The sequence below is a fragment of the Saccharothrix syringae genome, assembly GCF_009498035.1.
In the GTDB taxonomy this organism is placed as follows: Bacteria; Actinomycetota; Actinomycetes; order Mycobacteriales; family Pseudonocardiaceae; genus Actinosynnema; species Actinosynnema syringae.
In genome coordinates this window covers 1-24321 of record NZ_CP034550.1, presented here as the reverse complement: position 1 = coordinate 24321, position 24321 = coordinate 1, and the positions used below count along the sequence as shown (strand labels likewise).

Here is a 24321-nt window from a genome sequence, read left to right as displayed (position 1 = left end):
AGGCAAGGCTTGATGGTGAGACCGTTGACGAGGAGCGGGACGAAGCACTGATGAGCACTCCGCGACTGCTCTCCAACCGCTACGAACTGGGTGAAACCCTCGGCTACGGCGGTATGTCGGAGGTGCACAAGGGCCGGGACGTCCGGCTCGGCCGCGACGTGGCCATCAAGGTGCTGCGCGCCGACCTCGCCCGCGACGCCCAGTTCCAGGAGCGGTTCCGGCGGGAGGCCCAGAACTCGGCGGCGCTGAACCACCCGGCCATCGTCGCGGTCTACGACACCGGTGAGACGCAGACCGAGTACGGCCCGCTGCCCTACATCGTGATGGAGTTCGTCGACGGTCGCACGCTGCGCGACATGGTCAAGACGCAGGGGCCGCTGACCGGCAAGCGGGCCATGGAGATCATGGCCGACGTCTCGGCGGCGCTGGACTTCAGCCACCGGCACGGCATCGTGCACCGCGACGTCAAGCCCGCGAACGTGATGATCACCCGCTCCGGCGCGGTGAAGGTGATGGACTTCGGCATCGCGCGCGCGGTGCACGACGGCCAGGCGGCGGTGACCCAGACCGCGGCGGTGATCGGCACGGCGCAGTACCTGTCGCCGGAGCAGGCGCGCGGCGAAGCCGTGGACGCCCGGTCGGATGTGTACGCGTCGGGCTGCGTGCTGTTCGAGCTGCTGACCGGCGAGCCGCCGTTCACCGGCGACTCGCCGGTGGCCGTGGCCTACCAGCACGTGCGGGAGGAGCCGAAGTCGCCGTCGGCGCTGAACCCGAAGGTGACCCCGCAGCTCGACGCGATCGTGCTCAAGGCGATGGCCAAGAACCCGGCCAACCGCTACCAGTCGGCCGCCGAGCTGCGCGCGGACCTGGTGCGCGTGCTGTCCGGGCAGCGCCCGTCCGCGCCCGCGGTGATGACCGCCGAGGACCGGACCGCGATGCTGAACCAGGCGCCGCGCACCGAGGTCGTGCCCGGCGGCGGTGGCGGCCGGCACCGGTCGCAGGCGGCGCGCCAGGACGCGTCCGAGTACGACCCGCTCGCCGAGGAAGAGGAGGAGCGGCGCGCCCGGCGCAAGAAGGCGATCATGATCGCCCTGGTCGTCCTGCTGTGCATCGCCGTGCTGGGGCTGGCCACCTGGATCACCACCACCCTGCTGGGTGACGACGAGAACCCGGGCACCGGGGGGCAGCCGCAGCAGGTCAAGGTGCCCTCGGTGGTGGGCATGACGCCGGGCGCGGCCGATTCGGCGCTGCGCGACGCGAACCTGTCCCCGACCGTCGTCACGGTCCCCTGCCAGCCGGGCAGCCAGCCCGCGTGCACGGCGGAGCAGATCGGCAAGGTCGTGGCCACGGACCCGCCGGCGGACCAGTCGGTGCAGAAGGGCGCGGCGGTCAAGGTCCTGGTGGGCGGCAACCCCGAGCAGCTCTCGGTGCCCAGCGTCGACGGCCTGAGCCCGCAGGACGCGCAGAAGAAGCTGGAGGCCGAGGGCTGGACGTTCCAGCAGTCGCCCGACACCGTCGAGGTGGAGGACGACTCCCGGGTCGGCCGGGTGGTCGAGCAGAACCCGCCGGCGGGCACCAAGGCGCCCAAGGGCGGCACGATCACGGTGAAGCTGGGCCGGGCGCCGGACACGGTGCAGCTGCCGGACGTCACCGGGCAGACCGCGGGCAACGCCCGCGAGACGCTGGAGGGCAGCGGGTTCAAGGTGCAGGTCAAGGAGGTCGACAGCGCCGAGGACGAGAACCAGGTGGTGGCCCAGAACCCCGCGCCGGGTCGGGTCGAGAAGGGCACCCTGGTCACCCTGAGCGTGTCGAAGAACAACCAGTTCCTCATGCCCGACCTGCGCGGGCTGACCGAGAACCAGGCGCGCAGCAAGCTCAACCAGGCCGGGTGGAGCGGCAACGAGCTGGTGGTCGTGGACACCGAGCCGACCACGGACGTCTCCCAGCGGGACAAGATCATCGGCCAGGAGATCGCGCCGAACACGCCGACCGGCAAGAACGCCCGGATCAACGTGATGAAGGCGGAGTTCGGCATCGGCGGGCCGACCACGACGACGACCAGGTAGCCCCCGGCACGCGAAGAGGCCCCTTCCGGGTGAATTCACCCGGGAGGGGCCTCTTCTCCTCTCAGATCTGGCCGGCGGCCGCGGCGAGTTGGCGCATGCCGTTCTCCAGGTGCGCGACGGTCGCCTCGGGCACCTCGTGCCCGCACACCCGCAGCCAGTTGGCGAGCATCCGGTGGCCGCCCTCGGTGAGCACGGACTCGGGGTGGAACTGGACGCCCTCCACCGGCAGCTCGCGGTGGCGCATGGCCATCACCACGCCGGACTCGGTGCGGCCGGTGACCTCGAACTCGGCCGGCACGGTCTCCGGCAGCACGGTCAGCGAGTGGTACCGGGTGGCGGTGAAGGGGCTGGGCACGCCCGCCAGCACGCCCACCCCGTCGTGGTGGACCACGCTGGTCTTGCCGTGCAGCAGCTCGGGGGCGAGGTCGACGGTGCCGCCCCACACCGCGCCGATGGCCTGGTGGCCCAGGCACACGCCGAGCACGGGGACGCCGGAGTCCGCGCAGCGGCGGATGACGTCCATGCTCCGGCCCGCCTTGTCGGGCGTGCTCGGACCTGGGCTGACCAGCACGCCACCGAACTCGGCGACCTCGGCCGGCTCCACGGCGTCGTTGCGCCGCACGACGCACTCCACGCCGAGCTGGGCCAGGTACTGCACGAGGTTGTAGACGAAGCTGTCGTAGTTGTCGACCACGAGCACGCGCATGGGACCAGCGTAGCCGTGACGAACCTCTCGCCAGAAGTTATTTTAGCCTAACCTAACCTGGAGGGCATGAGTCGTCCTCTGCGCGTCGCCGTCGTCGGCGCCGGCCCCGCCGGCATCTACGCCGCCGACACCCTGGTCAAGTCCGACGCCGAGGTGGGCGTCGACCTGTTCGAGCGGTTGCCCGCCCCGTACGGCCTGATCAGGTACGGCGTCGCCCCGGACCACCCCCGCATCAAGGGCATCGTCACCGCGCTCCAGCGCGTGCTGGACCACCCGGCCGTGCGGTTCTTCGGCAACGTCGAGTACGGCGTCGACCTCAAGCTGGAGGACCTGCGGCACTTCTACGACGCCGTGGTGTTCGCCACCGGCGCCGACCGCGACCGCGACCTGGACGTCCCCGGCATCGACCTCGACGGCTCCTACGGCGCGGCCGACTTCGTCTCCTGGTACGACGGGCACCCCGACGTGCCGCGCACCTGGCCCCTGCGGGCCCGCCAGGTGGCCGTGCTCGGCGTGGGCAACGTCGCACTTGACGTGGCCCGCGTGCTGGCCAAGACCGCCGACGAGCTGCTGACCACCGAGATCCCCGACAACGTCCACCAGGGCCTGGCGGCCAGCCCGGTGACCGACGTGCACGTGTTCGGCCGCCGCGGCCCGGCCCAGGCCAAGTTCACCCCCCTGGAGCTGCGCGAGCTCGACCACTCGCCCAACGTCGAGGTGGTCGTGCACCCGGAGGGCATCGACTTCGACGCCGCGAGCGTGGCGCTGATCCGGTCGAACAAGCAGGTCGAGATGGTGGTGCGGACGCTCCAGGAGTGGGCCATCCGCGACGTCGGCGACCGGCCGCGGCGCCTGCACCTGCACTTCCTCCAGGCGCCGGTCGAGGTGCTGGGCACCGGCTCGGTGACCGGGCTGCGCACCGAGCGGATGGAGCTGGACGGTGAGGGCGGCGTGCGCGGCACCGGCGAGTACACCGACTGGCCCGTGCAGGCCGTGTACCGGGCGGTGGGCTACCTGTCCTCGCACCTGGCGGACCTGCCGTTCGACCACGCCACCGGCACCGTGCCGCACCAGGCGGGCCGGGTGCTCGACCTGGACGACCAGCACATGACCGGCGTCTACGTCACCGGGTGGGTCAAGCGCGGCCCGGTCGGGCTCATCGGCCACACCAAGGGCGACGCGCTGGAGACGGTGACCAGCCTGCTCGCCGACGCGCCGCTGCTGCCGGCCGCCCAGGCGCCCGCGCCCGAGGCCGTGGTGCGGTTCCTGGAGCAGCGCGCCGTGCCGTTCACCACGAACGAGGGATGGCTCAGGCTGGACGCGCACGAGCTGGCCCTGGGCGCGGCCCGCGGTCGCCAGCGGATCAAGGTCGTGGGGCGCGACGAGATGACCGGCCTCTGCCGCGACTGACGGGGTCGGCCCCCCGGCGCGCCGGGGGGCCGACCGGTCACTGGGGCGTCGTGACGTTGTTGAACGGCAGCTTCGGCTCGGCCCACGGGAACACCACGAACATCAGCAGCGCCACCACCCCGGCCACCAGCACCAGCACCTCCAGCACCCGCACCGGCAGCGGGCCGGGCAGGTGGCGCCAGATCCAGCCGTACATCAGCTCTCCTTCATCGCGTCGGGCACGAAGCCGGGCGCCTTGGCGTAGCTGTCGGCGAGCACCGCGTGCACGATGAGCCGCTGCTTGTCCGAGAACCGCGGGTGGCAGGTGGTCAGCGTCATCAGCGACACCTGCTGCGCCGCGGGCACCTCGCCCTCGTGGTGGGGCACCGGGTCGATCACCTCGCCCTGGGTGGGCAGCACGACCTCCTGGCCGACGGTCTTGTCGTAGGGCGCGCCCAGCGGCGAGACCTTCGCGCACTGGGGGTTGGCCTGCTTCTCCGCCCAGCCGCCCAGCTCGTCGGCCATGGGCAGCACCCGGTAGACGAACCACTGGGTCTGCGTCTCGACCACGATCGCGTCGCACGAGCCGAGCAGGTCCAGGTCGTTGAACGGGGCGCCCTTGCCGACCCGGTGGCCGGCCACGGAGAAGTTGCCCGGGTCGCCGGGCAGCGCCGTGCCCTTGTAGTGGCCGGGGCCGATCTCCAGGTCCTTGTCGGTGGTGCCCTCGACGATGGAGAACTTGTAGTCCGGCCCGAAGACCGGGATGTACATCTTGGCGAACGCCTGCCCGTCGAGCAGGTCGTACCTGGCCTGCCGCTGCGGGTCGGACGGCTCGACGGTGTTGGCGTTCCACTCCTGGTCGAGGGCTTCGGTGGCGTCGTCCTGCTTGCCCGCGGAGATCAGGTCGGTGACGTAGACCTCGTAGACCACGAACAGCAGGATGACCAGGCCCATGGTGATCAGCGCCTCGCCGACCGCCCGGACGGCCTTGCGGGCGGTGGTGTCCGGGGGCGGGCCGGGGCGCTCGTCGGCGGCGTCGTCGGCGTCGTGGTCCGGGTCGTCGTACTCGTCGTACTCGTCGTGGGGGTCGTCCTCGACGGTCGGGATGACCTCGGTCGGCGGGTCCACGGGACGCGGGCGCCGCGGCGGGGGCGGTGGTGCATGCGGGCGGGCGCCGGGCGGCGGCGGGAGGCTGCCGGAGAAGGCGTTGGTGTAGGTGGTGTCGGCGTCCGGCCGGCCCGGTGGGGCGTAGCGCGTGGCGTCGGGGTCCGGTGCCGGGCGGGGACGCCCGCCACCGGGCAACGGCCCACCGGGACGGGCCGCGAGGTCAGGTCGCGGCTGCCCCGTGGGGAGCTGCCCCGCCGGGACCGGGGCACCGGCCGGGGACCGAGGCCCCTCGGGCGCGCGACGGCGCCCACCGGGCTCCACGTCCTCCCGCAGCGCCCGGCGCCCGGAAGGCTGCTCGGCGCGCGGCGGTTCACCGGACGCACCCGGCACCCCGGGCACACTCGTCCCCCCAGGCCCCTCCACGCGGTGCGACGGCACCGGCCGCCCCTCCCCCGCCCACTCCGCCCGCGACTCGCCCATCCGGGTGTAATCCGGCCGGTCGTGGCCGCGCGGCACGGGCGAGGGCCGCTCCGGTCCACCCCCCACCGGTCCCGGCCGGTCGAACCCGCCGGGCGGCGTGGCGGGGCGCGCACCGACCCCGCCGAACCCGCCCGGACCACCGGGCCGGTCGAACCCCCCGCCCGGCGTTCCGCCCGGCGTTCCGGCCGGCGCACCGGGCCGGTCGAACCCACTCGGAGGTGTGGCCGGGCGCCGGAAACCGCCCGACGGCGTGGCCGGTGGGAGGAAACCGCCTGGTGGCGTGGGGTGCCGGGGCAGTCCGCCCGGTGGCGTCGGGGGCCGGTCGGCGCTCCGCGGCGCGGCGCCGGGCCCGCCGGCACCACCCGGCGGGGTCGGCGGCCGGGAGCCGGACCGGGGCGGTTCGTCGGGTCCGCGGGGCGGTTCGACAGGTCCCTGGGGCGGGTGCGGTCCGGGTCGGGGCGAACGGCCCGACGGGCCGCCTCGCGGCGGAGGCGGGTCGTAGCTCACCGGATGACCTCCCAAGCCGAACGTTCCAGGACTACACGGCGCTTTAGCGGCCTGCTTGGTTACGTTAACGTGTTCATCCAGCAGTGGACGTGAACCCGCGCCACTGAGACCTACCCACCCGTCAGGCGAGGACGTCATGCCCAAGTCCAAGGTCCGCAAGAAGGCCGTCTACACGGCGCCTGCCGATCGCCGCACCCCGGTGAAGGTCAAGGCAGCGGGGCCGTCGCACCCCGTCTACGTCGCCGTGATGCTCGGCATGATGCTGTTGGGGCTGGCGTGGCTGGTGGTCAACTACATCGCGGGCGAACGGGTGCCCGTGATGATGGACCTCGGGTCCTGGAACTTCGGCATCGGTTTCGCCCTGATGATCATCGGCCTGCTGATGACCATGAAGTGGCGCTGACCGGCACCACGCATCGTGGCCGACGGCCCGGACGTGCACCACGTCCGGGCCGTTCCGCGTTACCCGTTCGTTCACCGGGTTCACCCGCCGGTCACCGAAGCACAGCGTTGTAAGTCATCCCCAATGGGGACAACTCCTGTGGACAACTTTGCGCCAATTTGCACAAGCCCCGGTCGGGAGGCTCCAGTTGTCCACAAGTACGGGAGACTCGAAGGCGTGAACCCTCCTCGTTCCTGGTCCCCGAAACCGGTCCTGGTGGGCGTCGCCTGGGGGCTGGCCGCGGTGTCGCTGCTGGTCACGGTGCTCAGCTCCGAGGCGACCACCCGGCTGCTGCTGGGGCTGGCCACGCTGCTGCTGCTCGCCCTGGGCACCCACGGCACGTTCGTCCGCCCCCGGCTGCTCGTGGACGACTCCGGCGTCACCGTGCGCACGCCCACCGGGGCGCGGCACCTGCCCTGGCACGAGGTGAAGGTGCGGCTGGTGCACACCCGCCGGCTGGGCCGCGAGACCGCCACGCTGGAGCTGGACTGGCACCGCGGCGAGGACGAGCAGCTGTTCGTGCTCACCCAGCTCGACCTGGGCACCGACCCGCGCGACGTGGCCGACGTGCTGCACGCCCTGCGCCCCTGACCCGACGCGGCCGGAGCGCGGGGCGGGTCACACCAGTTGCGCGGTCCGCACCAGCGCCAGCGCCACGAGCAGCAGGAACGCGCCGACCACGGCGGCGGCCTGGTAGGCGTTCCGGTTCCGCGCGGGCGCGAACAGCAGGCCCGCGGTCACCGCCGCGCCGATCGCCAGCCCGCCCAGGTGCCCGAGCAGCGAGATGTTCGTCAGGGTGAAGCTGAGCACCAGGTTCAGGCCGATCACGCCCACCACCGGCCCGGCCGCGGTGATCCGGCGGCCCAGCGCGCCCACCAGCAGCGCGCCCATCAGGCCGTAGACCGCGCCCGAGGCGCCGGCCACACCCGAGTCGAGCGCGCCGAACAGGTACACCGCGACGCTGCCGCCGAGCAGCGACAGCAGGTACACGGCGGCGAACCGGAGCTTGCCGAACACCGGTTCCAGCTGCCGGCCCAGCACGTACAGCGCGAGCATGTTCAACGCCAGGTGCGCGGGCCCGTAGTGCAGGAACCCGGAACCCAGCATCCGCCACCACTCGTCGAGCACCACGACCCGCACGGGCCACAGCACCAGGTCGTAGAACACCGGCGAGAACTGGTTCTGCCCCAGGCTGCCCGCCTGCACCGCGGTGAGCAGGAACATCGCCACGTTGAGGGCGATCAGGGCCCACGTGACGACCGGTCGGCGGTCGGCGGACTCCGCACCGGCGACCGTGCGGGCCCGGCGCACCGTGCGCCTGCCCTGGTCGACGCAGTCGACGCACTGGGAGCCGACGGCCGCCTCGCGCAGGCAGTCCGGGCACGCCGGGCGGTCGCAGCGGGTGCACCGCAGGCCGGTGACCCGGTCGGGGTGGCGCACGCAGGTCTGTGGGCCTGGCTGCGCCCCGATCGGGTCACCGGGCGGCGGGTAGCTCGGCGAGTCGGCCACTCAACCCCGCTCGATCGAGACCTTCTGGATGACCACGTCGGTGACCGGGCGGTCACCGGAGCCGGTCGGCGCGTTGCCGATGGCGTCCACGACGTTGCGCGACTCCTGGTCCGCCACCTCGCCGAAGATCGTGTGCTTGAAGTTCAGCCAGGTGGTCGGGGCGACCGTGATGAAGAACTGCGAGCCGTTGGTGTTGGGCCCGGCGTTGGCCATGGCCAGCAGGTACGGCTTGTTGAACTGGAGCTCGGGGTGGAACTCGTCGGCGAACTTGTAGCCCGGCCCACCGCGGCCGGTGCCGGTCGGGTCGCCGCCCTGGAGCATGAAACCGGAGATCACCCGGTGGAAGATCGCACCGTCGTAGAACGGGCCCGAGGGCTCGCCCTTGGCGTTCGGCTCGGTGTAGGCCCTGGTGCCTTCCGCCAGACCGACGAAGTTGGCCACCGTCTTGGGGGCGTGGTCGGGGAAGAGGTTGATGCGGATGTCGCCCTGCGAGGTGTGCAGGGTCGCCGTCACCTTGGTCCCGACGAACGATTCGTTGCTTTCAGCCACGCACACCATCGTGCCATCACCGGGCGCCGCGGTTGGGGAAGGGGCAGGATGGGTATTGCCTCGATCGGAACTGACCGACGGCTTCTGGAGCGCGATATGGATGAGGTGGACACCATGACCCGGGCAGGGGAGCGAGCCGGGGAGTCGGTCGGCAAGGCGGTGCGCGCCGTGCGCCGCGGTGCGGTCCGCGCCGGTCACGCCGGCACGGGCGCCGCGGTCCAGCTCGCGGAGCGCGCGGAGGGCAAGCTCGCCGAGCGCGGCCTGACCAGGGACTACGTCCGCGGTGTGGTCGCCGACAAGGCCGGGCTGCTGGTGGAGAAGGCGGAGGAGGTCGAGAAGTCGACCCGCCGCAGCCGCAAGCAGCTCGCCAAGCGGGCCAAGGTCGTCCGCAAGGACCTCGCCAAGGCCACGGAGCGGGCCCGCAAGGAGGCCAAGGTGCGCGCGAAGGACGTGCGCAAGGCCGCCAAGCAGGCGCGCAAGGACCTGGCCAGGGCCAACGCGCCCAAGCGGCGCCGCTGGCCGTGGGTGCTGGGCGTGTTCGCCGCCGCCGCGGTGGCGGGTTACCTCGCCCTGACCAAGCGCCCGCAGGAGGTGCACCTGGAGGAGGAGGTCGTGGAGCCCACGCCCGACACCACCACGAGCACCCCCGAATCCGCCCGCCCGCACGCGGCGCGCAACGGCCAGGTAGACCACAGCCGCAGCTGACCGACCCCAGCCGACCCGGCAGCCCTTGCGCCCGCCCGCCCCGCAGGCGGGCGCAAGGCCATGCCCGAAAACACCCCGGGCCGGCCGGAAGTCACCCGCTTGAGCGCAGAACTCGCGGGACCTGAACGCATGACACGCCCGACTTGACCGCACGACACGCCGGTCCTGAACGCATGGCACGCCGTGCCGGACTGGAGGACACGCCGTGCCGGACCGGAGGACTCGCGGTGCCGGAGTGGAGGACACGCCGGTGCTGAACGTAGAACTCGGGGGTCCGGAACGTTCGACACGACGGATCTGAAGGTTCGACTCGCGCGGTTTGGACGCATGACACGCCCGGACCCAACGCATGACTCGCGCGGGCTGGGCGCATGACTCGCCAGGAGGGGGCTGGGGCCGGTGGGGGCCGACGAGGCCCGATTTGACATGGGTTCGAGTGCCATAGGCTGGTCGGAGCCGGCAGGCTCGGCGGGACGCTTTTCCCCGCCGTGCCTGTCGGCTGCGGCCTGCCTCCGGTGCTCGTAAGGGCCCCATGTCAAATCGAGCCGGACGAAAGCCTTGAACTGGGCATGAACCGGCACACAACGGGCATACACCGGCGCCGGCGGTTGAGACGTGACCGAAGGTTGAGACGCAAAGCCGTAGTCAGAACACCGGGATGAGGCTCCGCCAAGACCGACGTGTGCACGCGTCCTCGACCCGACCCGAACCAGACCCAGGCCGGCCCAAGCCCCGCGCTACAGGCCCAGGTTGGCCACGACCTCCTTGACGATCTGGCGAGCCTTGATCGTCTGCCGCTGATTGCTGGTCACGACCACCGCACTCCCCCCCTTGGCCACCGCGTACACGGCCCCCTCGTCCCCCACCAACGACCCGCCCTCCCACCCGGCAGGCTCCGTGGCGGGGTTGGAATCGGCCACCGGCGCAGCCCGGTCGACCACCGCCTTGGCCGTCCGCGGCTCCCCCGAGAACACCCACACGCTGAGCTGCACATCCGTGGCGTTCGCGTAGAAGAAGCACGCCGGCCGGGGCTGGTCGTCGGAGAGCCGGACCTTCCGCACCAACTGCCCGTTCGCCTCCTGGACCACTGAAGACTCCAGGTAGGGGCACTGCCCGTCGACAACGGGCTCCGGCACCGGCGGCGGCCCGGCCGAAGTGGTCGTGGCCACCGGAGAGACCGGAGGGGCAGAAGAGGGAGGAGTGGCCGCCAAGGGCTCCTCCCCGCTGCACGCGGCGACCGCGCCGAGGAGCAGCAGGGACGGCAGGGCGGTGAGCAGCAGTCGCTTCATAGGGCCGCCAGTCAACCAGACGTGTCCTCATGGAATCGACAGGGTGACCACCTAGGCACGCAACGTCATATTGGTTAGCGTGTCCTTACCCTGCCGGCCGCCCCTGCTGTGAAGGACTGAGTTCGCATGAACGTTCTTCTTGACCGCGGTCGCGACCACGCCATCGCCGTCTTCCGGATCGTCGTCGGCGTGCTGTTCATGTGCCACGGTGCGCAGAAGCTGTTCGGCGTGCTGGGGTCCAAGGGTGCCGTGTCGATCACCGACTGGCCGTCCGGCCCGGCCGGTCTGATCGAACTCGTCGGTGGCGCGCTGATCGTCATCGGCCTCGGCACCCGGATCGCAGCGCTGATCGCTTCCGGCGCCATGGCCTACGCGTACTTCACCGTGCACCAGCCCGCCGGGCTCCTGCCCATCCAGAACAAGGGCGAGCTGGCCGCCGTGTACTCGTGGGTGTTCCTGCTGCTGGCGTTCACCGGCCCCGGCTCCTGGGCCGTGGACAACGTGATCGCCGGCCGCAGGAAGCAGGAACAGGCACCTCTGGTGGGCGCGAACGCATAAGGGCAGAGGCCAAGACGAGGGCCCGCACCCAGCGGCATTGGGTGCGGGCCCTCACCCTCTGACCCCGCGGGCCAACCGACCCGCGGACCAGCCTCACCCCGCAGGCCGACCCGACCGGCGAACGCACAGACCAACCAAGCCGACAAGCAAGCCGAGCCAGCCAACCAAGCCAGCCAACCAAGCCGGCAGACCGACCGACCCCAACACAACGCCCACAACGCCCACAACACCCGAGCCGGAAAAACGCGAACGGCCCGCACCCTTTCCAGGGTACGAGCCGTGGAGCGTGGAGACGAGGGGAATCGAACCCCTAACCCCCGCCTTGCAAAGGCGGTGCTCTGCCAATTGAGCTACGTCCCCCTCACGAGGGGCGGCAGATCAACCGCCCTCGCGGTCAGTTGGTGGGAGCGGTCGCCTCGCGCCACAGGTCCGCGTCGGCCTTGGCCGAACGGTTGCGCTTGACGAAGAACAGAACCGCACCGGCAACCGCAACGAGCGCGATGATCTTCTTCACGGCGATTCCCCTCTGCATGCCTGTGAAACCTCGGGTGGGCCTAGGAGGACTTGAACCTCCGACCTCTTCATTATCAGTGAAGCGCTCTAACCGTCTGAGCTATAGGCCCTTGGAGCAACGACGAGAACCTTACCGCACGGCCCGCCGCGGCTCCAAAACGGGGGTGTCACTCCCGCTCGGAGAGGGTGACCTCCAGTCCACCGGCCAGGTCGGCCGACACGTTGTAGACGAACGAGCCGACCGTGGCCAGGGCGGTGAGCAGCACGATGTTCACCGCGCCCACGATCGCCGCCACGCCGAACACGCGCCCGGCGCTGATCAGCGGGTCGCCGCTGGGCTCGTTGCCCTGGAGCAGGTCGTTGGCGGTGTTGTTGATCTTGTCCCACACGCCCATGCCGTTCAGCACGCCGTACAGCACGCCGACCGCGACCAGCCACACGAAGAACAGCGCCACGCTCAGCACCAGCGCGAGCTTGAGCACCGACCACGGGTCGACCCGCTTGACCTGGAGGCTCGCCCGCCGCGGGCCGCGCCCCGGGCGGCGCGCCGACGCCGCGGGCGCCTGCGGCCTGCCGCCGGCACCGCCGAGGTTGACCTGGGTGCGCGGCGCGGCCGCGCCGGGCGGCGTCGGCCGGGCCACGGACACCGTGTCCGGGTCGGTCGCCGGGTACGCGGGCCCGCCCGGGCCCACCGGCGCCTGGACCGCGACGGTCGGCTGGTCGTCACCGCCCGCCACCAGGTCGGCCGGCCCGACCTGCTGGGCCTCGCCGTAGTGGCTCTCGCCGGCACCCCGCTGCCAGGGCGGCGGCGCGGCGGTGTGGTGGTCCTCCTTCTCCCCGACCGGTCCCCCGGCCTTCTCCCCGACCGGGGCGGGCTGCTCGGACGCCCCCGAGGCGTCGGCCGCCGGCTTCTCCTCGGCGACGTCCGCCGGTGTCGACCCCCCACCTGGGCGGGTGATCACCGCGGTCTTGTCCTCTGGCTTCTCGGGTGGAGTCACGAGCAGTCCTCAACCTCTCGTTCGCGCGCTAGTTGGCGGGGTCGGCCTGGTCCCCGTCGTCACCAGTGGTGACGTCGGTGGGCTCGTCGGCGTTGCGCGCCACCGCGATCAGGGTGGTCCCTTCGCCGAGGTTCATCAACCGCACGCCCTTCGTCTGACGACCCGCCTTGCGCACCTCCTTGGCGCTGGTCCTGATGACCCCGCCCGAGGAGGTGATCGCGTAGAGCTCGTCGTCGACGTCGACGATGAGCGCCCCGACAAGCCTCCCACGCCTGCGGTCGTGCTGGATGGTGAGCACACCCTTGCCACCGCGACCCTGGACCGGGTAGTCCTCGATCGGCGTGCGCTTGGCGTACCCACCGTCGGTGGCCACCAAAACAAACCGCCCCTCCTGGACGACACCCATCGACAGCAGCTCGTCACCGCTGTTGAAGCGCATGCCCAGCACGCCCGAGGTGGCGCGCCCCATCGGGCGCAGCGCCTCGTCGCTGGCGTGGAACCGGATCGACTGGCCGTCGGCCGAGACCAGCAGCAGGTCGTCGTCGGCCGAGCACATCACCGCGCCGACCAGCTCGTCGTCGTCGCGCAGGTTGATGCCGATCAGGCCGCCCGCCCGGTTGGAGTCGAAGTCCGACAGCTTCGACTTCTTGACCAGGCCCTTCTTGGTGGCGAGCACCAGGTAGGGGGCCACCTGGTAGTTCTTGATCTCGATGACCTGGGCGATCTCCTCCTCCGGCTGGAACGCCAGGAGGTTGGCCACGTGCTGGCCGCGCGCGTTGCGGTTGGCCTCGGGCAGCTCGTACGCCTTGGCCCGGTACACCCGGCCCTTGTTGGTGAAGAACAGGATCCAGTCGTGCGTGGAGCACACGAAGAAGTGCTGCACGATGTCGTCCTGCTTGAGCTGCGCGCCCTGCACGCCCTTGCCGCCGCGCTTCTGCGAGCGGTACAGGTCGGTCTTGGTGCGCTTCGCGTACCCGGTGCGGGTGATCGTGACGACGACGTCCTCGACCGCGATCAGGTCTTCCATCGACACGTCGCCGTCGAACGGCACGATCTTGGTGCGCCGGTCGTCGCCGTGCTTCTCCACGATCGCCAGCAGCTCCTCGCGCACGATGGCGCGCTGCCGCTCGGGCCGGTCGAGGATGTCCTTGAGGTCGGCGATCTCCAGCTCGATCTCGGCGAGCTGGTCGATGATCTTCTGCCGCTCCAGGGCCGCCAGGCGGCGCAGCTGCATCTCCAGGATCGCGTTGGCCTGGACCTCGTCGACGTCCAGCAGGTCCATCAGGCCGGTGCGCGCCACCTCGGGCGTGGGCGACCGGCGGATCAGCGCGATGACCTCGTCGAGCTGGTCGAGCGCCTTGACCAGGCCGCGCAGGACGTGGGCCCGCTCCTCGGCCTTGCGCAGTCGGAAGCGGGTGCGCCGGACGATGACCTCGATCTGGTGCTTCACGTAGTGGCGGATCATCTGGTCCAGCCGCAGCGTGCGGGGCACGCCGTCGACCAGGGCCAGCATGTTCACGCCGAACGAGTACTGCAGCTGGGTGTGCTTGTAGAGGTTGTTCAGCACCACCTTGGCCACCGCGTCGCGCTTGAGCGTGATCACGATGCGCATGCCCGAGCGGCGGTTGGACTCGTCGGCGATGTTGGCGATGCCGGTGAGCTTGCCGTCGCGGACCAGGGTGGCGATGTTCTCCACCAGGTTGTCCGGGTTGACCTGGTAGGGCAGCTCGCTGACCACCAGGATCGTGCGGCCCTTGGCGTCCTCGTCGATCTCGACGACCGCGCGCATCTTCACCGAGCCGCGGCCGGTGCGGTAGGCGTCCTCGATGCCGGAGTTGCCCAGGATCTGGCCGTAGGTCGGGAAGTCGGGTCCCTTGACCCGCTCGATCATCGCCTCCAGCGTCTCCTCGTCGGAGGCGTCGGGGTTGTCCAGCGCCCAGACCACGCCGTCGGCGACCTCCCGCAGGTTGTGCGGCGGGATGTTGGTCGCCATGCCGACCGCGATGCCGGAGCTGCCGTTGATCAGCAGGTTCGGCACGCGCGACGGCAGCACCGTCGGCTCCTGGATGCGACCGTCGTAGTTGTCGCGGAAGTCGACGGTGTCTTCCTCGATGTCGGCCAGCATCTGCATGGCCAGCGGCGTGAGCCGGCACTCGGTGTAGCGCATCGCGGCCGCCGGGTCGTTGCCCTGCGAGCCGAAGTTGCCCTGGCCGTCGATCAGCGGGTAGCGCATGGCCCACGGCTGGGCCAGGCGGACCAGCGCGTCGTAGATCGCCGAGTCGCCGTGCGGGTGGTAGTTGCCCATCACGTCGCCGACCACGCGGGCGCACTTGTTGTAGCTGCGGTCCGGGCGGAAGCCCGAGTCGAACATCGAGTACAGCACGCGCACGTGCACGGGCTTGAGGCCGTCGCGCACGTCGGGCAGCGCTCGTCCGACGATCACGCTCATGGCGTAGTCGATGTACGAGTTCTGCATCTCCTGCTGGATGTCGCGCGGCTCGGTGCGGTCCCCGCCAGTCGGGGGCCCGGCCGGGGGCAGCGTCGTCTCGCTCACAGTTGCTCTTCCTTCACAAGCCGGGGAGGGGGGATCAGACGTCGAGGAACCGGACGCCCTTGGCGTTGCGGGTGATGAACGAGCGGCGGGCTTCGACGTCCTCGCCCATCAGCACGCTGAACAGCTCGTCGGCCGCGGCGGCGTCGTCCATGGTCACCTGGATCAGCACCCGGTTCGCCGGGTCCATCGTGGTCTCCCACAGCTCCTCGGCGTTCATCTCGCCGAGGCCCTTGTAGCGCTGGATGTTGTCGTCCTTGCCGATCTTCTTGCCGGCGGCGAGGCCCTGCTCGATCAGGCCGTCGCGCTCGCGGTCGGAGTAGGCGTACTCCGGCTCCTGCCGCTGCCACTTGATCTTGTAGAGGGGCGGCTGCGCCAGGTAGACGTGGCCGTGCTCGATCAGCGGCCGCATGAAGCGGAACAGCAGGGTGAGCAGCAGGGTGCGGATGTGCTGGCCGTCGACGTCGGCGTCGGCCATCAGCACGATCTTGTGGTAGCGCAGCTTCGACAGGTCGAAGTCCTCGTGGATGCCGGTGCCCAGGGCGGTGATCAGCGACTGGACCTCGTTGTTCTTGAGCACGCGGTCGATGCGCGCCTTCTCCACGTTGATGATCTTGCCGCGGATGGGCAGGATCGCCTGGAACTCCGAGTCGCGGCCCTCCTTGGCCGAGCCGCCCGCGGAGTCGCCCTCCACGACGTAGATCTCGCAGCGCTCCGGGTCGGTGGAGCGGCAGTCCTTGAGCTTGCCGGGCAGGCCGCCGATGTCGAGGGCGCCCTTGCGGCGGACCAGCTCGCGCGCCTTGCGGGCGGCGATGCGCGCCTGCGCCGAGGACACCGCCTTGGTGACGATGGTCTTGGCCTCGTTGGGGTGGCGCTCGAACCAGTCGGCCAGGTGCTCGTTGGTGGACTTCTGCACGAACGACTTGGCCTCGCTGTTGCCCAGCTTGGTCTTGGTCTGGCCCTCGAACTGGGGCTCCTTGAGCTTGACCGAGATGATCGCGGCCAGGCCCTCGCGGATGTCGTCGCCGGTGAGGTTGGCGTCCTTCTCCTTGAGCAGCTTCTTCTCGCGCGCGTACTCGTTGACCACGCGGGTCAGCGCGGCGCGGAAGCCCTCCTCGTGGGTGCCGCCCTCGTGGGTGTTGATCGTGTTCGCGAACGTGTAGACCGACGGCGTGTAGCCGGTGTTCCACTGCATCGCGACCTCGACCTCGAGGTCCTGGCCCTTGGCCTCGAACGAGACGACCTTCTGGTGGACGGCCTCGCGGGTGTGGTTGAGGTGGCGGACGAAGTCCTCCAGGCCGCCCGGGTAGTGGAAGGTGCGCTCGCGCACGACCGCCACGTGGCCCTCGGCGTCGGCCTCCTCGTCGGTCTCCGGCACGCGCTCGTCGCGCAGGATGATGGTCAGGCCCTTGTTGAGGAAGGCCATCTCCTGGAGGCGGCGGGAGATCGTCTCGATGTTGTACTCGGTGGTCTCGAAGATGTCCGGGTCGGCCCAGTAGGTGATCGAGGTGCCGGTCTCCTCGGTCGGCTCGCCCTTGACCAGCTCGAAGGCCGGCTTGGTGTTCTCGAACCGCTGGTTCCACGTGAAACCGTCGCGCTTGACCTCGACGTCGACGGCCGTGGACAGCGCGTTGACCACCGAGATGCCGACGCCGTGCAGACCGCCGGACACCGCGTAGGAGTCGCTGTCGAACTTGCCGCCCGCGTGGAGCTTGGTCAGCACGACCTCCAGGGTCGGCCGCTTCTCCACCGGGTGGACGTCGACCGGGATGCCGCGACCGTCGTCGATCACCCGGACGCCGCCGTTGGCCAGCAGGGTCACGTCGACCACGCCGGCGAAGCCCGCCATCGCCTCGTCGACCGAGTTGTCCACGACCTCCCAGATGAGGTGGTGCAGACCGCGCTCGCCGGTCGACCCGATGTACATGCCGGGGCGCTTGCGGACCGCTTCCAAGCCCTCAAGGACGGTGATCGAGGACGCGCTGTACTCATTCTTGGCTGCCACGGGCCTGGTGTCTCCTCAAGACTTCAAAGCGACTAAGACCGTCGCCGGGCGAACGCAGCGCTTGCGCTACCCCTTGATTCTACCGGGCAGGACCGACAAAAACGCGTCGAGGACACCCCTGGCTCGCTCACAGAGAGCCTGAAGTCAACGCCGCCGGGTGCCGACGGCGGGCAGCGGGGTGAAAATCGGCTGGTGAGCGCTCACCGCGCCACAGGATCGCCGCTGCGGCCCCAGCGGGGCTCACCCGTAGGTGTCACGTGGTCCGCGCCCAGGAACGTGCCTGGGGCCGAACCGCCAGTTCGGCGCCGCCGGGCCCTGCACCTTCAGCCTCTTCACCACGCCGTCCCCGACCCCGGCGGCGATGCGCTTGAGCAGCTCGCGCTGGAGCAGCCGCAGCTGGGTGGCCCACGCGGTGGAGTCGGCCTGGACGGTCAGCTCGCCGTCGTCGAACGCCACCGGCCGGGCGTGCTCGGCGACGTCCTCCCCCACCAGCTGCGGCCACCGGCCGAACACCTGGCCGCCGGCCAACCGCTCGACCCAGCCGCGGTCGGAGGCGAGCCGGGACGCCAGCCTGCCCAGCGGCTGCGGGTCGCGGTCGTCGGGACCGGGGCCGGACCAGCGGCGACGGCGGCGGGCGACGGCACCGCCACCGGTGGTGCGGCCCCGGCCGCGGACCCCGCGCTGCTTGGCCGACGCGCGGGCGGCCTCCAGCGCGGCGCGGGCCAGGTCGGCACCCCTCGGACCACCCTCTTGAGGGACCTGGGGTGTGGATACGTCCGGTTCGCCCCCTGAGTTATCCACACCATCCACAGGTTTGTCCCCAGATGTGTACCGTCCCACACCCATTCGGGTGACATCGTCAGACACGACGCACCTCCCCGTGGCCGACGTCGAACCGCAGGCCCTCCAGCTCGTCGGGCACGTCCTCCGCGACCGCCGCGGTGATCAGCACCTGCTCGGCGGCCGCGGCCACCTTCGCGAGCTGCCGCCGGCGGCCGCGGTCGAGCTCGGCGAACACGTCGTCGAGCACCAGCACCGGCTCGGCGCCCTCGGCGCGCAGCAGCTCGTACCCGCCCAGCCGCAGCGCCAGCGCGAACGACCACGACTCGCCGTGGCTCGCGTAGCCCTTCGCGGGCAGCTCGCCCAGGTGCAGCTCCAGGTCGTCGCGGTGCGGCCCGACCAGGCACACGCCCCGCTCCACCTCCTGCGACCGCACCCGGTGCAGCTCGGCCAGCAGGGCGTCCTCCAGCACCTCGCGGTCGTGCGTGCCGGGGAACGCCTCGCCCAGGCTCGACCGGTACGCCACCCGCGCGGGCCGCGACTCCGGCGCCACCTCGGCGTACGCGGTCGCCACGTGCGGCGCGACGTCGGCCACCAGGTCCAGCCGCGCGGCCAGCAGCTCCGCGCCGTGCCGGGCCAGGTGGCCGTCCCACACGTCCAGGGTCCCGCTGTCCGCGCCGCGCGCCGAGCGCATGCTCTTGAGCAGCGCGCCCCGCTGCTTGAGCACCCGTTCGTAGTCGCCGCGCACACCGGCATAACGAGGAGCCCGGGTGGTGAGCAACTCGTCGAGGAACCTGCGCCGCTCACCGGGGTCGCCGCGCACCAGCGCCAGGTCCTCCGGCGCGAACAGCACCGTGCGCAGGATGCCCAGCACGTCGCGCGGCCGCGGCACCGGGCCGCGGTTGACCCGCGCCCGGTTCGCCCGGCCCGGCGTGATCTCCAGCTCGACCAGCAGCTCGCGCCCGTCGTTGACCACCGCGGCGCGCACCACCGCGCGGGGCGCGCCGTGCCGGACCAGCGGCGCGTCCGTGGCCACCCGGTGCGAGCCCAGGGTGGCCACGTAACCCAGCGCCTCGACCAGGTTCGTCTTGCCCTGGCCGTTGCGCCCGACCAGCACGCTCACGCCCGGCTCGAACGCCAGGTCCGCGTGCTCCCACGACCTGAAGTCGGTGACCTGCAGGTGCCGGACGTACAACGGGTCAGCTCTGCGTCGAACCGGAACCGGAGGAGGGACCCGCCGACACCACGGCGTGGCCGCCGAACTGGTTGCGCAGCGCCGCCACGGCCCGCATCGCGGGCGAGTCCTCCTGGCGCGAGGCGAACCGGGCGAACAGCGCGGCCGAGATCACCGGCGCGGGCACCGCGTGGTTGATCGCCTCCTCCACCGTCCACCGGCCCTCGCCGGAGTCCTCGACGTGGCCGCGCAGGTCGTCCAGCTCCGGGTCGGACTCCAGCGCGCGGACCAGCAGGTCCAGCAGCCACGAGCGCACCACCGTGCCGCGCTGCCACGCCTTGATCGTGGCCGGCACGTCCGTGACCAGGTCGGACGCCTCCAGCAGCTCGAAGCCCTCCGCGTACGCCTGCATCAGGCCGTACTCGATGCCGTTGTGCACCATCTTCGCGAAGTGGCCCGCGCCGACCGGGCCCGCGTGCGCGAAGCCCTGCTCGCGCGGCCCGTCCGGGCGCAGCGCGTCGAAGATCGGCATGGCGCGCTCGACGTCCTCGGGCTCGCCGCCGACCATCAGGCCGTAGCCGTTCTCCAGGCCCCACACGCCGCCGGACACGCCGCAGTCCAGGTAGCGCACGCCCTTGTCGTTGAGCGCCCGCGCGTTCCTGCTGTCGTCGGTGAACCGCGAGTTGCCGCCGTCGATGACCAGGTCACCGGGCTCCAGCAGTTCACCCAGTTCGGTGATGGTCTGCCGGGTGATGTCCCCGGCGGGCACCATGACCCACACCACGCGCGGTGCGCTGAGCCTGCCCACCATGTCGGCGAGCGAGTCGGCGTCGGTGACTTCGGGGTTGCGGTCGTAGCCCACGACCTCGTGCCCGGCGCGGCGGATCCGCTCGCGCATGTTGAAGCCCATCTTGCCGAGGCCGACGAGTCCGAGCTGCACGGTCGTTGTCTCCCCTACGTCTGTTCGATGATCAGCCGGGCAGGCGCACGGGCATCAGCAGGTAGAGGTAGCCCGGCGCCACGTTCCCATCTTCGTCCACCGGCTTCAGGAGCGCGGGTCGGCTGGGTGTGGTGAAGGACAAGTGCGCCCGCGGGGTGCGCACCGCCTGGAGGCCCTCCAGCAGGTAGGTGGGGTTGAACGCGATGGTCACCGAGTCGCCGGTGTACTCGACCGGCAGCTCCTCCTCGGCGCTGCCCTCGTCGTCGCCGCCGGCCGACAGGCGCAGGCCCGTGTCCACGAACTCCAGCCGCACCTGGGTGCCGCGCTCGGCGACCAGCGACACGCGCTTGATCGCCTGCACCAGCGCGTCGACCTCGATGACCGCGGCCGCCGAGTGCTCGGTGGGCAGCAGCTGGCGGTACTTGGGGAAGTCGGCGTCGAGCAGGCGCGTGGTCGTGCGGCGGTTGGCGCCGGACAGGCCGAGCAGGCCGTCGTTGCCCAGCGACAGCTCCACCTTCGCGCCGGACGCGCCGAGGGTCTTGGCCGAGTCGTTCAGGGTCTTGGCCGGCACCAGCACGGACACCTCGCCCAGGCCCGCGTTCGGCTCCCACGCGAACTCGCGCATGGCCAGCCGGAAGCGGTCGGTGGCGACCAGGGTCAGCTTGCCCTCGCCGATCTCCAGGCGGACGCCGGTGAGCATCGGCAGCGTGTCGTCCTTGCCCGCCGCGACCGCGACCTGGGCGACCGCCTCGCCGAACACCTCGCCCGGCAGCTCACCCGCGAGCTGCGGCATGGTCGGCAGCTGGGGGTAGTCCTCCACCGGCATGGTCGGCAGCGAGAACCGGGCGCTGCCGCACGAGATCGTCATGCGCGCGCCGTCGACCGCGATCTCCACCGGGTGGTTCGGTAGCGCCTTGGTGATGTCGGCCAGCAGCCGGCCGGACACGAGCGCCTTGCCGCCGTCGGCGATGGTGGCCGGCACGCCGCACTGGGCGGACACCTCGTAGTCGAACCCCGAGACCGTCAGCGCCTCACCCGAGCCGTCCTCCGCCCCGGCGTCGAGCAGGACGCCGCCGAGCACCGGGACGGGCGGCCTAGACGGCAGGCTGCGGGCGACCCAGGCGACGGCGTCGGCCAGGCCGTCGCGCTCGACGCGGATCTTCATGAGGCGTCCTTCCTCAAGTCGGCATGAGCGGCAACAGCACGCGTTGCGGTGGGGGTAGGGGAGCCGCGTCCCGTCGCGGGTCGGTGCCGGACCGGTCCGACCCTTCGGTGCGGAGGCTCCACCGTAGAGCGTCGGGGCGGGCTTCGTCACCTCGGGTCCGCCCCCGGGGCGGAGCGGTGTCCCCGGGGCCTGTTTTTGGTTTGTTCACTTCTTCAAGGGAAGACAACCGCAACAGCAGTAAGGGCTGTGGATTGTGTGGACAACGTGCGTTCTGGCTGCTCGTCGCCCGCTTGGAGGTGTGGATGGACACGGGGTGTCACCCGGGGACAGGTCGGCGCACCCGGGGAGAACTACGGCGCTCGGCCGTTCGGTCCACAGGGAGGCCGAGTTGTCCCCGGGGTAATCCCCGGGTGTGGGTCGAGTTCTCCCCGGGTGCTGCACAGGGTGATCGTGGCGCGGATCTCCCCCGTTGGTCCACGTGAGCAGACCTGTGGACAACCCGAACCCGCTGGTTCACGCCTTGTCGGCCGGTTCGTCCCTGGGTGCCGACCTGGGCGGATGGACTTGAGGGGGTGTACCGCCTTTATTTCCGCGCCCGATCGGGTGGTGTGGCCTGGAGGGGGCTCGGAGGGGGCCTGGAGGGGCGGTTGCCCCGGGTGCGGGGGCGGTGGGGAGGGGGTCGCACCCGGGTGCCGGCGGCGGGGCGGCGGTGGGTCCGCAGGGGGTCGGCGGGCGGTGCCGGCCACCCGGGTGCGGGGCGGCGTTCACCCGGGTGCGGCGGGGGTTTCCCCCGGGGCGCGGCACCCGGGTGCCGCACCCGGGTGCGGGACGGGTCGGGACGGGCCGGAGCGGGCTCGGGCGGCCGGGCTCGGACGGCTCAGGGGCTCGCCTCGGGGCGGCCGCGGCCGGGCCCGAAGGCGGGCGTCCGAGGCGTCCCGGGGTGTCCGGGGTGTCTTGGGCGGTCTCGGGCAGCCGGAAGGCGGCTCAGGTGGGCGCGGGCCTCGACGAGGCCCGAGGCCGGGTCGTCCCGAGGTGGGCAGCCCGAGGCCCGGCCGGGTGCTCCGGGATCGGTCCGGGCGCGACGGACAACCGGTCAGCCGGTACCGGCGAGAAGGACGACGGAGCGGAGGGGCACCGGCCGTGGGGAAGGCCGGACCGGCGGCGTCAGGGGGTGTGGCGCGCCCGCTGCTTGATCCGCGAGGTCAGCTCCTGCACCTGCTCGTACACGCGCCGCCGCTCGGCCATCTCCTTGCGGATCTTCTTGTCGGCGTGCATGACCGTGGTGTGGTCGCGGCCGCCGAACGTCTGGCCGATCTTCGGCAGCGACAGGTCGGTCAGCTCGCGGCACAGGTACATGGAGATCTGCCGGGCCTGGGCCAGCACCTTCGTCTTGCCCGGCCCGCACAGGTCGTCGATGGTCACGCCGAAGAACTCGGCGGTGACCGCCATGATCGTCGGCGCGGTGATCTCCGGCGCGTGGGAGTCCGGGATCAGGTCGCGCAGCACTATCTCGGCCAGCTGCACGTCCACCGGCTGCCGGTTGAGGGAGGCGAACGCGGTCACCCGGATCAGCGCGCCCTCCAGCTCGCGGATGTTCCGCTCGATCCGGGCGGCGATGAACTCCAGCACCTCGGCGGGCGCGGCGAGCCGGTCCTGGGCCGCCTTCTTCCGCAGGATCGCGATGCGGGTCTCCAACTCGGGCGGCTGGATGTCGGTGATCAGGCCCCACTCGAACCGGGTGCGCAGCCGGTCCTCCAGCGTCTCCAGCCGCTTGGGCGGCCGGTCGGAGGACACCACGATCTGCTTGTTGGAGTTGTGCAGCGTGTTGAACGTGTGGAAGAACTCCTCCTGCGTGCCTTCCTTGCCCTCCAGGAACTGGATGTCGTCGACGAGGAGCACGTCGATGTCCCGGTAGCGGCGCTGGAAGGCGACCTTGCGGTCGTCGCGCAGGGAGTTGATGAAGTCGTTGGTGAACTCCTCCGTCGACACGTACCGCACGCGCATGCCGGGGAACAGCCGCTGCGCGTAGTGCCCGACGGCGTGCAGCAGGTGCGTCTTGCCCAGTCCCGACTCGCCCCAGATGAACAGCGGGTTGTACGCGCGGGCGGGTGCCTCGGCCACGGCCACCGCCGCCGCGTGGGCGAAGCGGTTGGACGCGCCGATGACGAAGGTGTCGAAGTTGTACTTCTCGTTCAGCCGGGTCTGCGAGGACGCGGGGTTCGCGGGCCTGGTGAACGGCGTGCCGCTCGGCGGCTGGTGCGGCTGGCCGCCGCCGAACGTGGGCCAGATCTCGGTGACGGCGGCCAGCGCCTCGGCCTGCTCGTCGACCTCGTCGCCCTCGCCCTCCTGCTCGCCGTCGGGCTCGCCCTCCTGCCGGTCGCCGAGCAGCGGCGCGCCGTTGGGCACGACGGGCAGCGGCACCGGACCGGGCACGACGGGCGGCACGGGGCCGGGCACCGGGGGGCCCGCCAGGTGGGGGTGCGGCGGCACGTGGGTCGGGGTGTGCACGGACGTCGGCGCGTGCACGGGGGTGGTGTGCACGGGGGTGGGCGCGTGCACGGGGATCGGGGCGGTCACCGGCTCCGGCGAGTCGACCTTCACCGCCAGCGACACGGCCCGGCCGAGGCGGCGGGACAGGGCGGCGGTGATGGGCTCGCGCAGGGCGCGCTCGATCGCCTCCTTGGCGAAGTCGCTCGGCGCGGCCAGCAGCGCGGTGCCGTCGAGCAGCCCGATCGGCCTGGTCACGCGCATCCACGCGCGTTGCTGGGGGGACAGCGTGCTGGCGGCCAACTCCTGCACGACCTGCTCCCACACGAGACCCAGATCGGTCTGGTGGTCGGACACCTCCGCGCTCCCCTCCCCTCGGTGACTGCTCCGTGGCCGGTCCC

The 24321-nt window shown here is 71.5% G+C and carries 19 protein-coding genes, 2 tRNA genes and 2 pseudogenes; 6 read left to right on the top strand and 17 right to left on the bottom strand.

All coding sequences use genetic code 11. From position 1 onward, the window contains the following. Nucleotides 1–50 precede the first annotated feature (50 nt). On the top strand, nt 51–2066 hold the full coding sequence (gene pknB / locus EKG83_RS00105; protein ID WP_033428165.1) for a Stk1 family PASTA domain-containing Ser/Thr kinase: 2016 nt from the start codon (nt 51–53) through the stop codon (nt 2064–2066). 61 nt (nt 2067–2127) lie between these two features. On the opposite strand, the gene EKG83_RS00100 is transcribed toward pknB, so the two are convergent. After that, a complete protein-coding gene (locus tag EKG83_RS00100; protein ID WP_033428166.1) occupies nt 2128–2772 on the bottom strand; it encodes an aminodeoxychorismate/anthranilate synthase component II in 645 nt (214 codons plus the stop codon). A gap of 66 nt (nt 2773–2838) precedes the next feature. Between EKG83_RS00100 and EKG83_RS00095 the strand changes: the two genes are divergently transcribed. Further along, a complete protein-coding gene (locus EKG83_RS00095; protein ID WP_033428167.1) occupies nt 2839–4182 on the top strand; it encodes an FAD-dependent oxidoreductase in 1344 nt (447 codons plus the stop codon). A gap of 37 nt (nt 4183–4219) precedes the next feature. Here the strand turns inward: EKG83_RS00095 and EKG83_RS46685 are convergent, their stop codons facing one another. Next, nucleotides 4220–4378, bottom strand: a complete 159-nt coding sequence (locus EKG83_RS46685) for a hypothetical protein (protein ID WP_170191761.1) — start codon at nt 4376–4378, stop codon at nt 4220–4222. Then, entirely contained in the window at nt 4378–5289 is a 912-nt protein-coding gene (locus tag EKG83_RS00090; RefSeq protein WP_228122460.1) for a class E sortase, read from the bottom strand. Before EKG83_RS00090 ends, EKG83_RS46685 begins: the two co-directional genes overlap by 1 nt. A gap of 1102 nt (nt 5290–6391) precedes the next feature. Here EKG83_RS00090 and crgA point away from each other — a divergent pair. Together crgA and EKG83_RS00080 are read left to right on the top strand one after the other, a co-directional pair. After that, a complete protein-coding gene (gene crgA, locus EKG83_RS00085; protein WP_033428168.1) occupies nt 6392–6658 on the top strand; it encodes a cell division protein CrgA in 267 nt (88 codons plus the stop codon). A 216-nt stretch (nt 6659–6874) separates the two neighbouring features. Further along, the gene (locus tag EKG83_RS00080) at nt 6875–7288 is read left to right on the top strand and encodes a PH domain-containing protein (RefSeq protein ID WP_033428169.1); all 414 of its coding nucleotides are present in this window, start codon (nt 6875–6877) and stop codon (nt 7286–7288) included. 27 nt (nt 7289–7315) lie between these two features. Here EKG83_RS00080 and EKG83_RS00075 read toward each other — a convergent pair whose 3' ends face one another. Both EKG83_RS00075 and EKG83_RS00070 read right to left on the bottom strand, forming a co-directional pair. After that, nucleotides 7316–8137, bottom strand: coding sequence for a rhomboid family intramembrane serine protease (locus EKG83_RS00075; protein WP_228122459.1), 822 nt, complete (start codon nt 8135–8137; stop codon nt 7316–7318). 69 nt (nt 8138–8206) lie between these two features. Further along, nucleotides 8207–8764 (bottom strand): peptidylprolyl isomerase, encoded by a 558-nt coding sequence (locus EKG83_RS00070; RefSeq protein ID WP_170191762.1) that lies wholly within the window; start codon nt 8762–8764, stop codon nt 8207–8209. A 105-nt stretch (nt 8765–8869) separates the two neighbouring features. Here EKG83_RS00070 and EKG83_RS00065 point away from each other — a divergent pair, with 105 nt between their 5' ends. Then, complete coding sequence (locus EKG83_RS00065) at nt 8870–9460, top strand: hypothetical protein (RefSeq protein ID WP_153277806.1); 591 nt, start codon at nt 8870–8872, stop codon at nt 9458–9460. Between the two features lie 737 nt (nt 9461–10197). Here EKG83_RS00065 and EKG83_RS00060 read toward each other — a convergent pair. Further along, complete coding sequence (locus tag EKG83_RS00060) at nt 10198–10749, bottom strand: DUF2020 domain-containing protein (RefSeq protein ID WP_033428171.1); 552 nt, start codon at nt 10747–10749, stop codon at nt 10198–10200. Nucleotides 10750–10875: 126 nt separating this feature from the next. On the opposite strand from EKG83_RS00060, the gene EKG83_RS00055 reads away from it, so the two are divergent. After that, nucleotides 10876–11307: a DoxX family protein gene (locus EKG83_RS00055; RefSeq protein ID WP_033428172.1), complete on the top strand. Its 432-nt coding sequence runs from the start codon at nt 10876–10878 to the stop codon at nt 11305–11307. Nucleotides 11308–11594: 287 nt separating this feature from the next. On the opposite strand, the gene EKG83_RS00050 is transcribed toward EKG83_RS00055, so the two are convergent. The 11 genes and pseudogenes from EKG83_RS00050 to dnaA form a co-directional block, all read right to left on the bottom strand. Continuing rightward, a tRNA-Ala gene (locus EKG83_RS00050) sits at nt 11595–11667 on the bottom strand. Nucleotides 11668–11707: 40 nt separating this feature from the next. After that, a pseudogene (locus EKG83_RS47340) lies at nt 11708–11821 on the bottom strand (DLW-39 family protein); the annotation flags it as partial. Between the two features lie 35 nt (nt 11822–11856). After that, a tRNA-Ile gene (locus EKG83_RS00045) sits at nt 11857–11930 on the bottom strand. 57 nt (nt 11931–11987) lie between these two features. Then, nucleotides 11988–12818: a DUF3566 domain-containing protein gene (locus tag EKG83_RS00040; RefSeq protein WP_033428173.1), complete on the bottom strand. Its 831-nt coding sequence runs from the start codon at nt 12816–12818 to the stop codon at nt 11988–11990. 28 nt (nt 12819–12846) lie between these two features. After that, the gene (gene gyrA / locus EKG83_RS00035) at nt 12847–15372 is read right to left on the bottom strand and encodes a DNA gyrase subunit A (protein WP_051764570.1); all 2526 of its coding nucleotides are present in this window, start codon (nt 15370–15372) and stop codon (nt 12847–12849) included. A gap of 34 nt (nt 15373–15406) precedes the next feature. Further along, entirely contained in the window at nt 15407–17374 is a 1968-nt protein-coding gene (gene gyrB / locus EKG83_RS00030) for a DNA topoisomerase (ATP-hydrolyzing) subunit B (protein WP_033428174.1), read from the bottom strand. Between the two features lie 240 nt (nt 17375–17614). Next, the gene (locus tag EKG83_RS00025) at nt 17615–18175 is read right to left on the bottom strand and encodes a DciA family protein (protein WP_407690753.1); all 561 of its coding nucleotides are present in this window, start codon (nt 18173–18175) and stop codon (nt 17615–17617) included. 58 nt (nt 18176–18233) lie between these two features. Continuing rightward, nucleotides 18234–19349, bottom strand: a complete 1116-nt coding sequence (gene recF / locus EKG83_RS00020) for a DNA replication/repair protein RecF (RefSeq protein WP_033428175.1) — start codon at nt 19347–19349, stop codon at nt 18234–18236. A 4-nt stretch (nt 19350–19353) separates the two neighbouring features. Next, a pseudogene (gnd, locus tag EKG83_RS00015) lies at nt 19354–20271 on the bottom strand (phosphogluconate dehydrogenase (NAD(+)-dependent, decarboxylating)); the annotation flags it as partial. Nucleotides 20272–20299: 28 nt separating this feature from the next. Then, entirely contained in the window at nt 20300–21433 is a 1134-nt protein-coding gene (dnaN, locus tag EKG83_RS00010; RefSeq protein WP_033428176.1) for a DNA polymerase III subunit beta, read from the bottom strand. Nucleotides 21434–22597: 1164 nt separating this feature from the next. After that, nucleotides 22598–24277, bottom strand: a complete 1680-nt coding sequence (gene dnaA / locus EKG83_RS00005; protein ID WP_033428177.1) for a chromosomal replication initiator protein DnaA — start codon at nt 24275–24277, stop codon at nt 22598–22600. Nucleotides 24278–24321 lie beyond the last annotated feature (44 nt).

Bases quoted from the DNA above. Each gene is read 5' to 3' on its own strand.
- EKG83_RS00065 (WP_153277806.1), top strand. From the start codon at position 8,870: ATGACCCGGGCAGGGGAGCGAGCCGGGGAGTCGGTCGGCAAGGCGGTG.
- dnaN (WP_033428176.1), bottom strand. From the start codon at position 21,433: ATGAAGATCCGCGTCGAGCGCGACGGCCTGGCCGACGCCGTCGCCTGG.
- EKG83_RS00055 (WP_033428172.1), top strand. From the start codon at position 10,876: ATGAACGTTCTTCTTGACCGCGGTCGCGACCACGCCATCGCCGTCTTC.
- EKG83_RS00095 (WP_033428167.1), top strand. From the start codon at position 2,839: ATGAGTCGTCCTCTGCGCGTCGCCGTCGTCGGCGCCGGCCCCGCCGGC.
- pknB (WP_033428165.1), top strand. From the start codon at position 51: ATGAGCACTCCGCGACTGCTCTCCAACCGCTACGAACTGGGTGAAACC.
- EKG83_RS46685 (WP_170191761.1), bottom strand. From the start codon at position 4,378: ATGTACGGCTGGATCTGGCGCCACCTGCCCGGCCCGCTGCCGGTGCGG.
- EKG83_RS00060 (WP_033428171.1), bottom strand. From the start codon at position 10,749: ATGAAGCGACTGCTGCTCACCGCCCTGCCGTCCCTGCTGCTCCTCGGC.
- EKG83_RS00070 (WP_170191762.1), bottom strand. From the start codon at position 8,764: ATGGTGTGCGTGGCTGAAAGCAACGAATCGTTCGTCGGGACCAAGGTG.
- crgA (WP_033428168.1), top strand. From the start codon at position 6,392: ATGCCCAAGTCCAAGGTCCGCAAGAAGGCCGTCTACACGGCGCCTGCC.
- EKG83_RS00100 (WP_033428166.1), bottom strand. From the start codon at position 2,772: ATGCGCGTGCTCGTGGTCGACAACTACGACAGCTTCGTCTACAACCTC.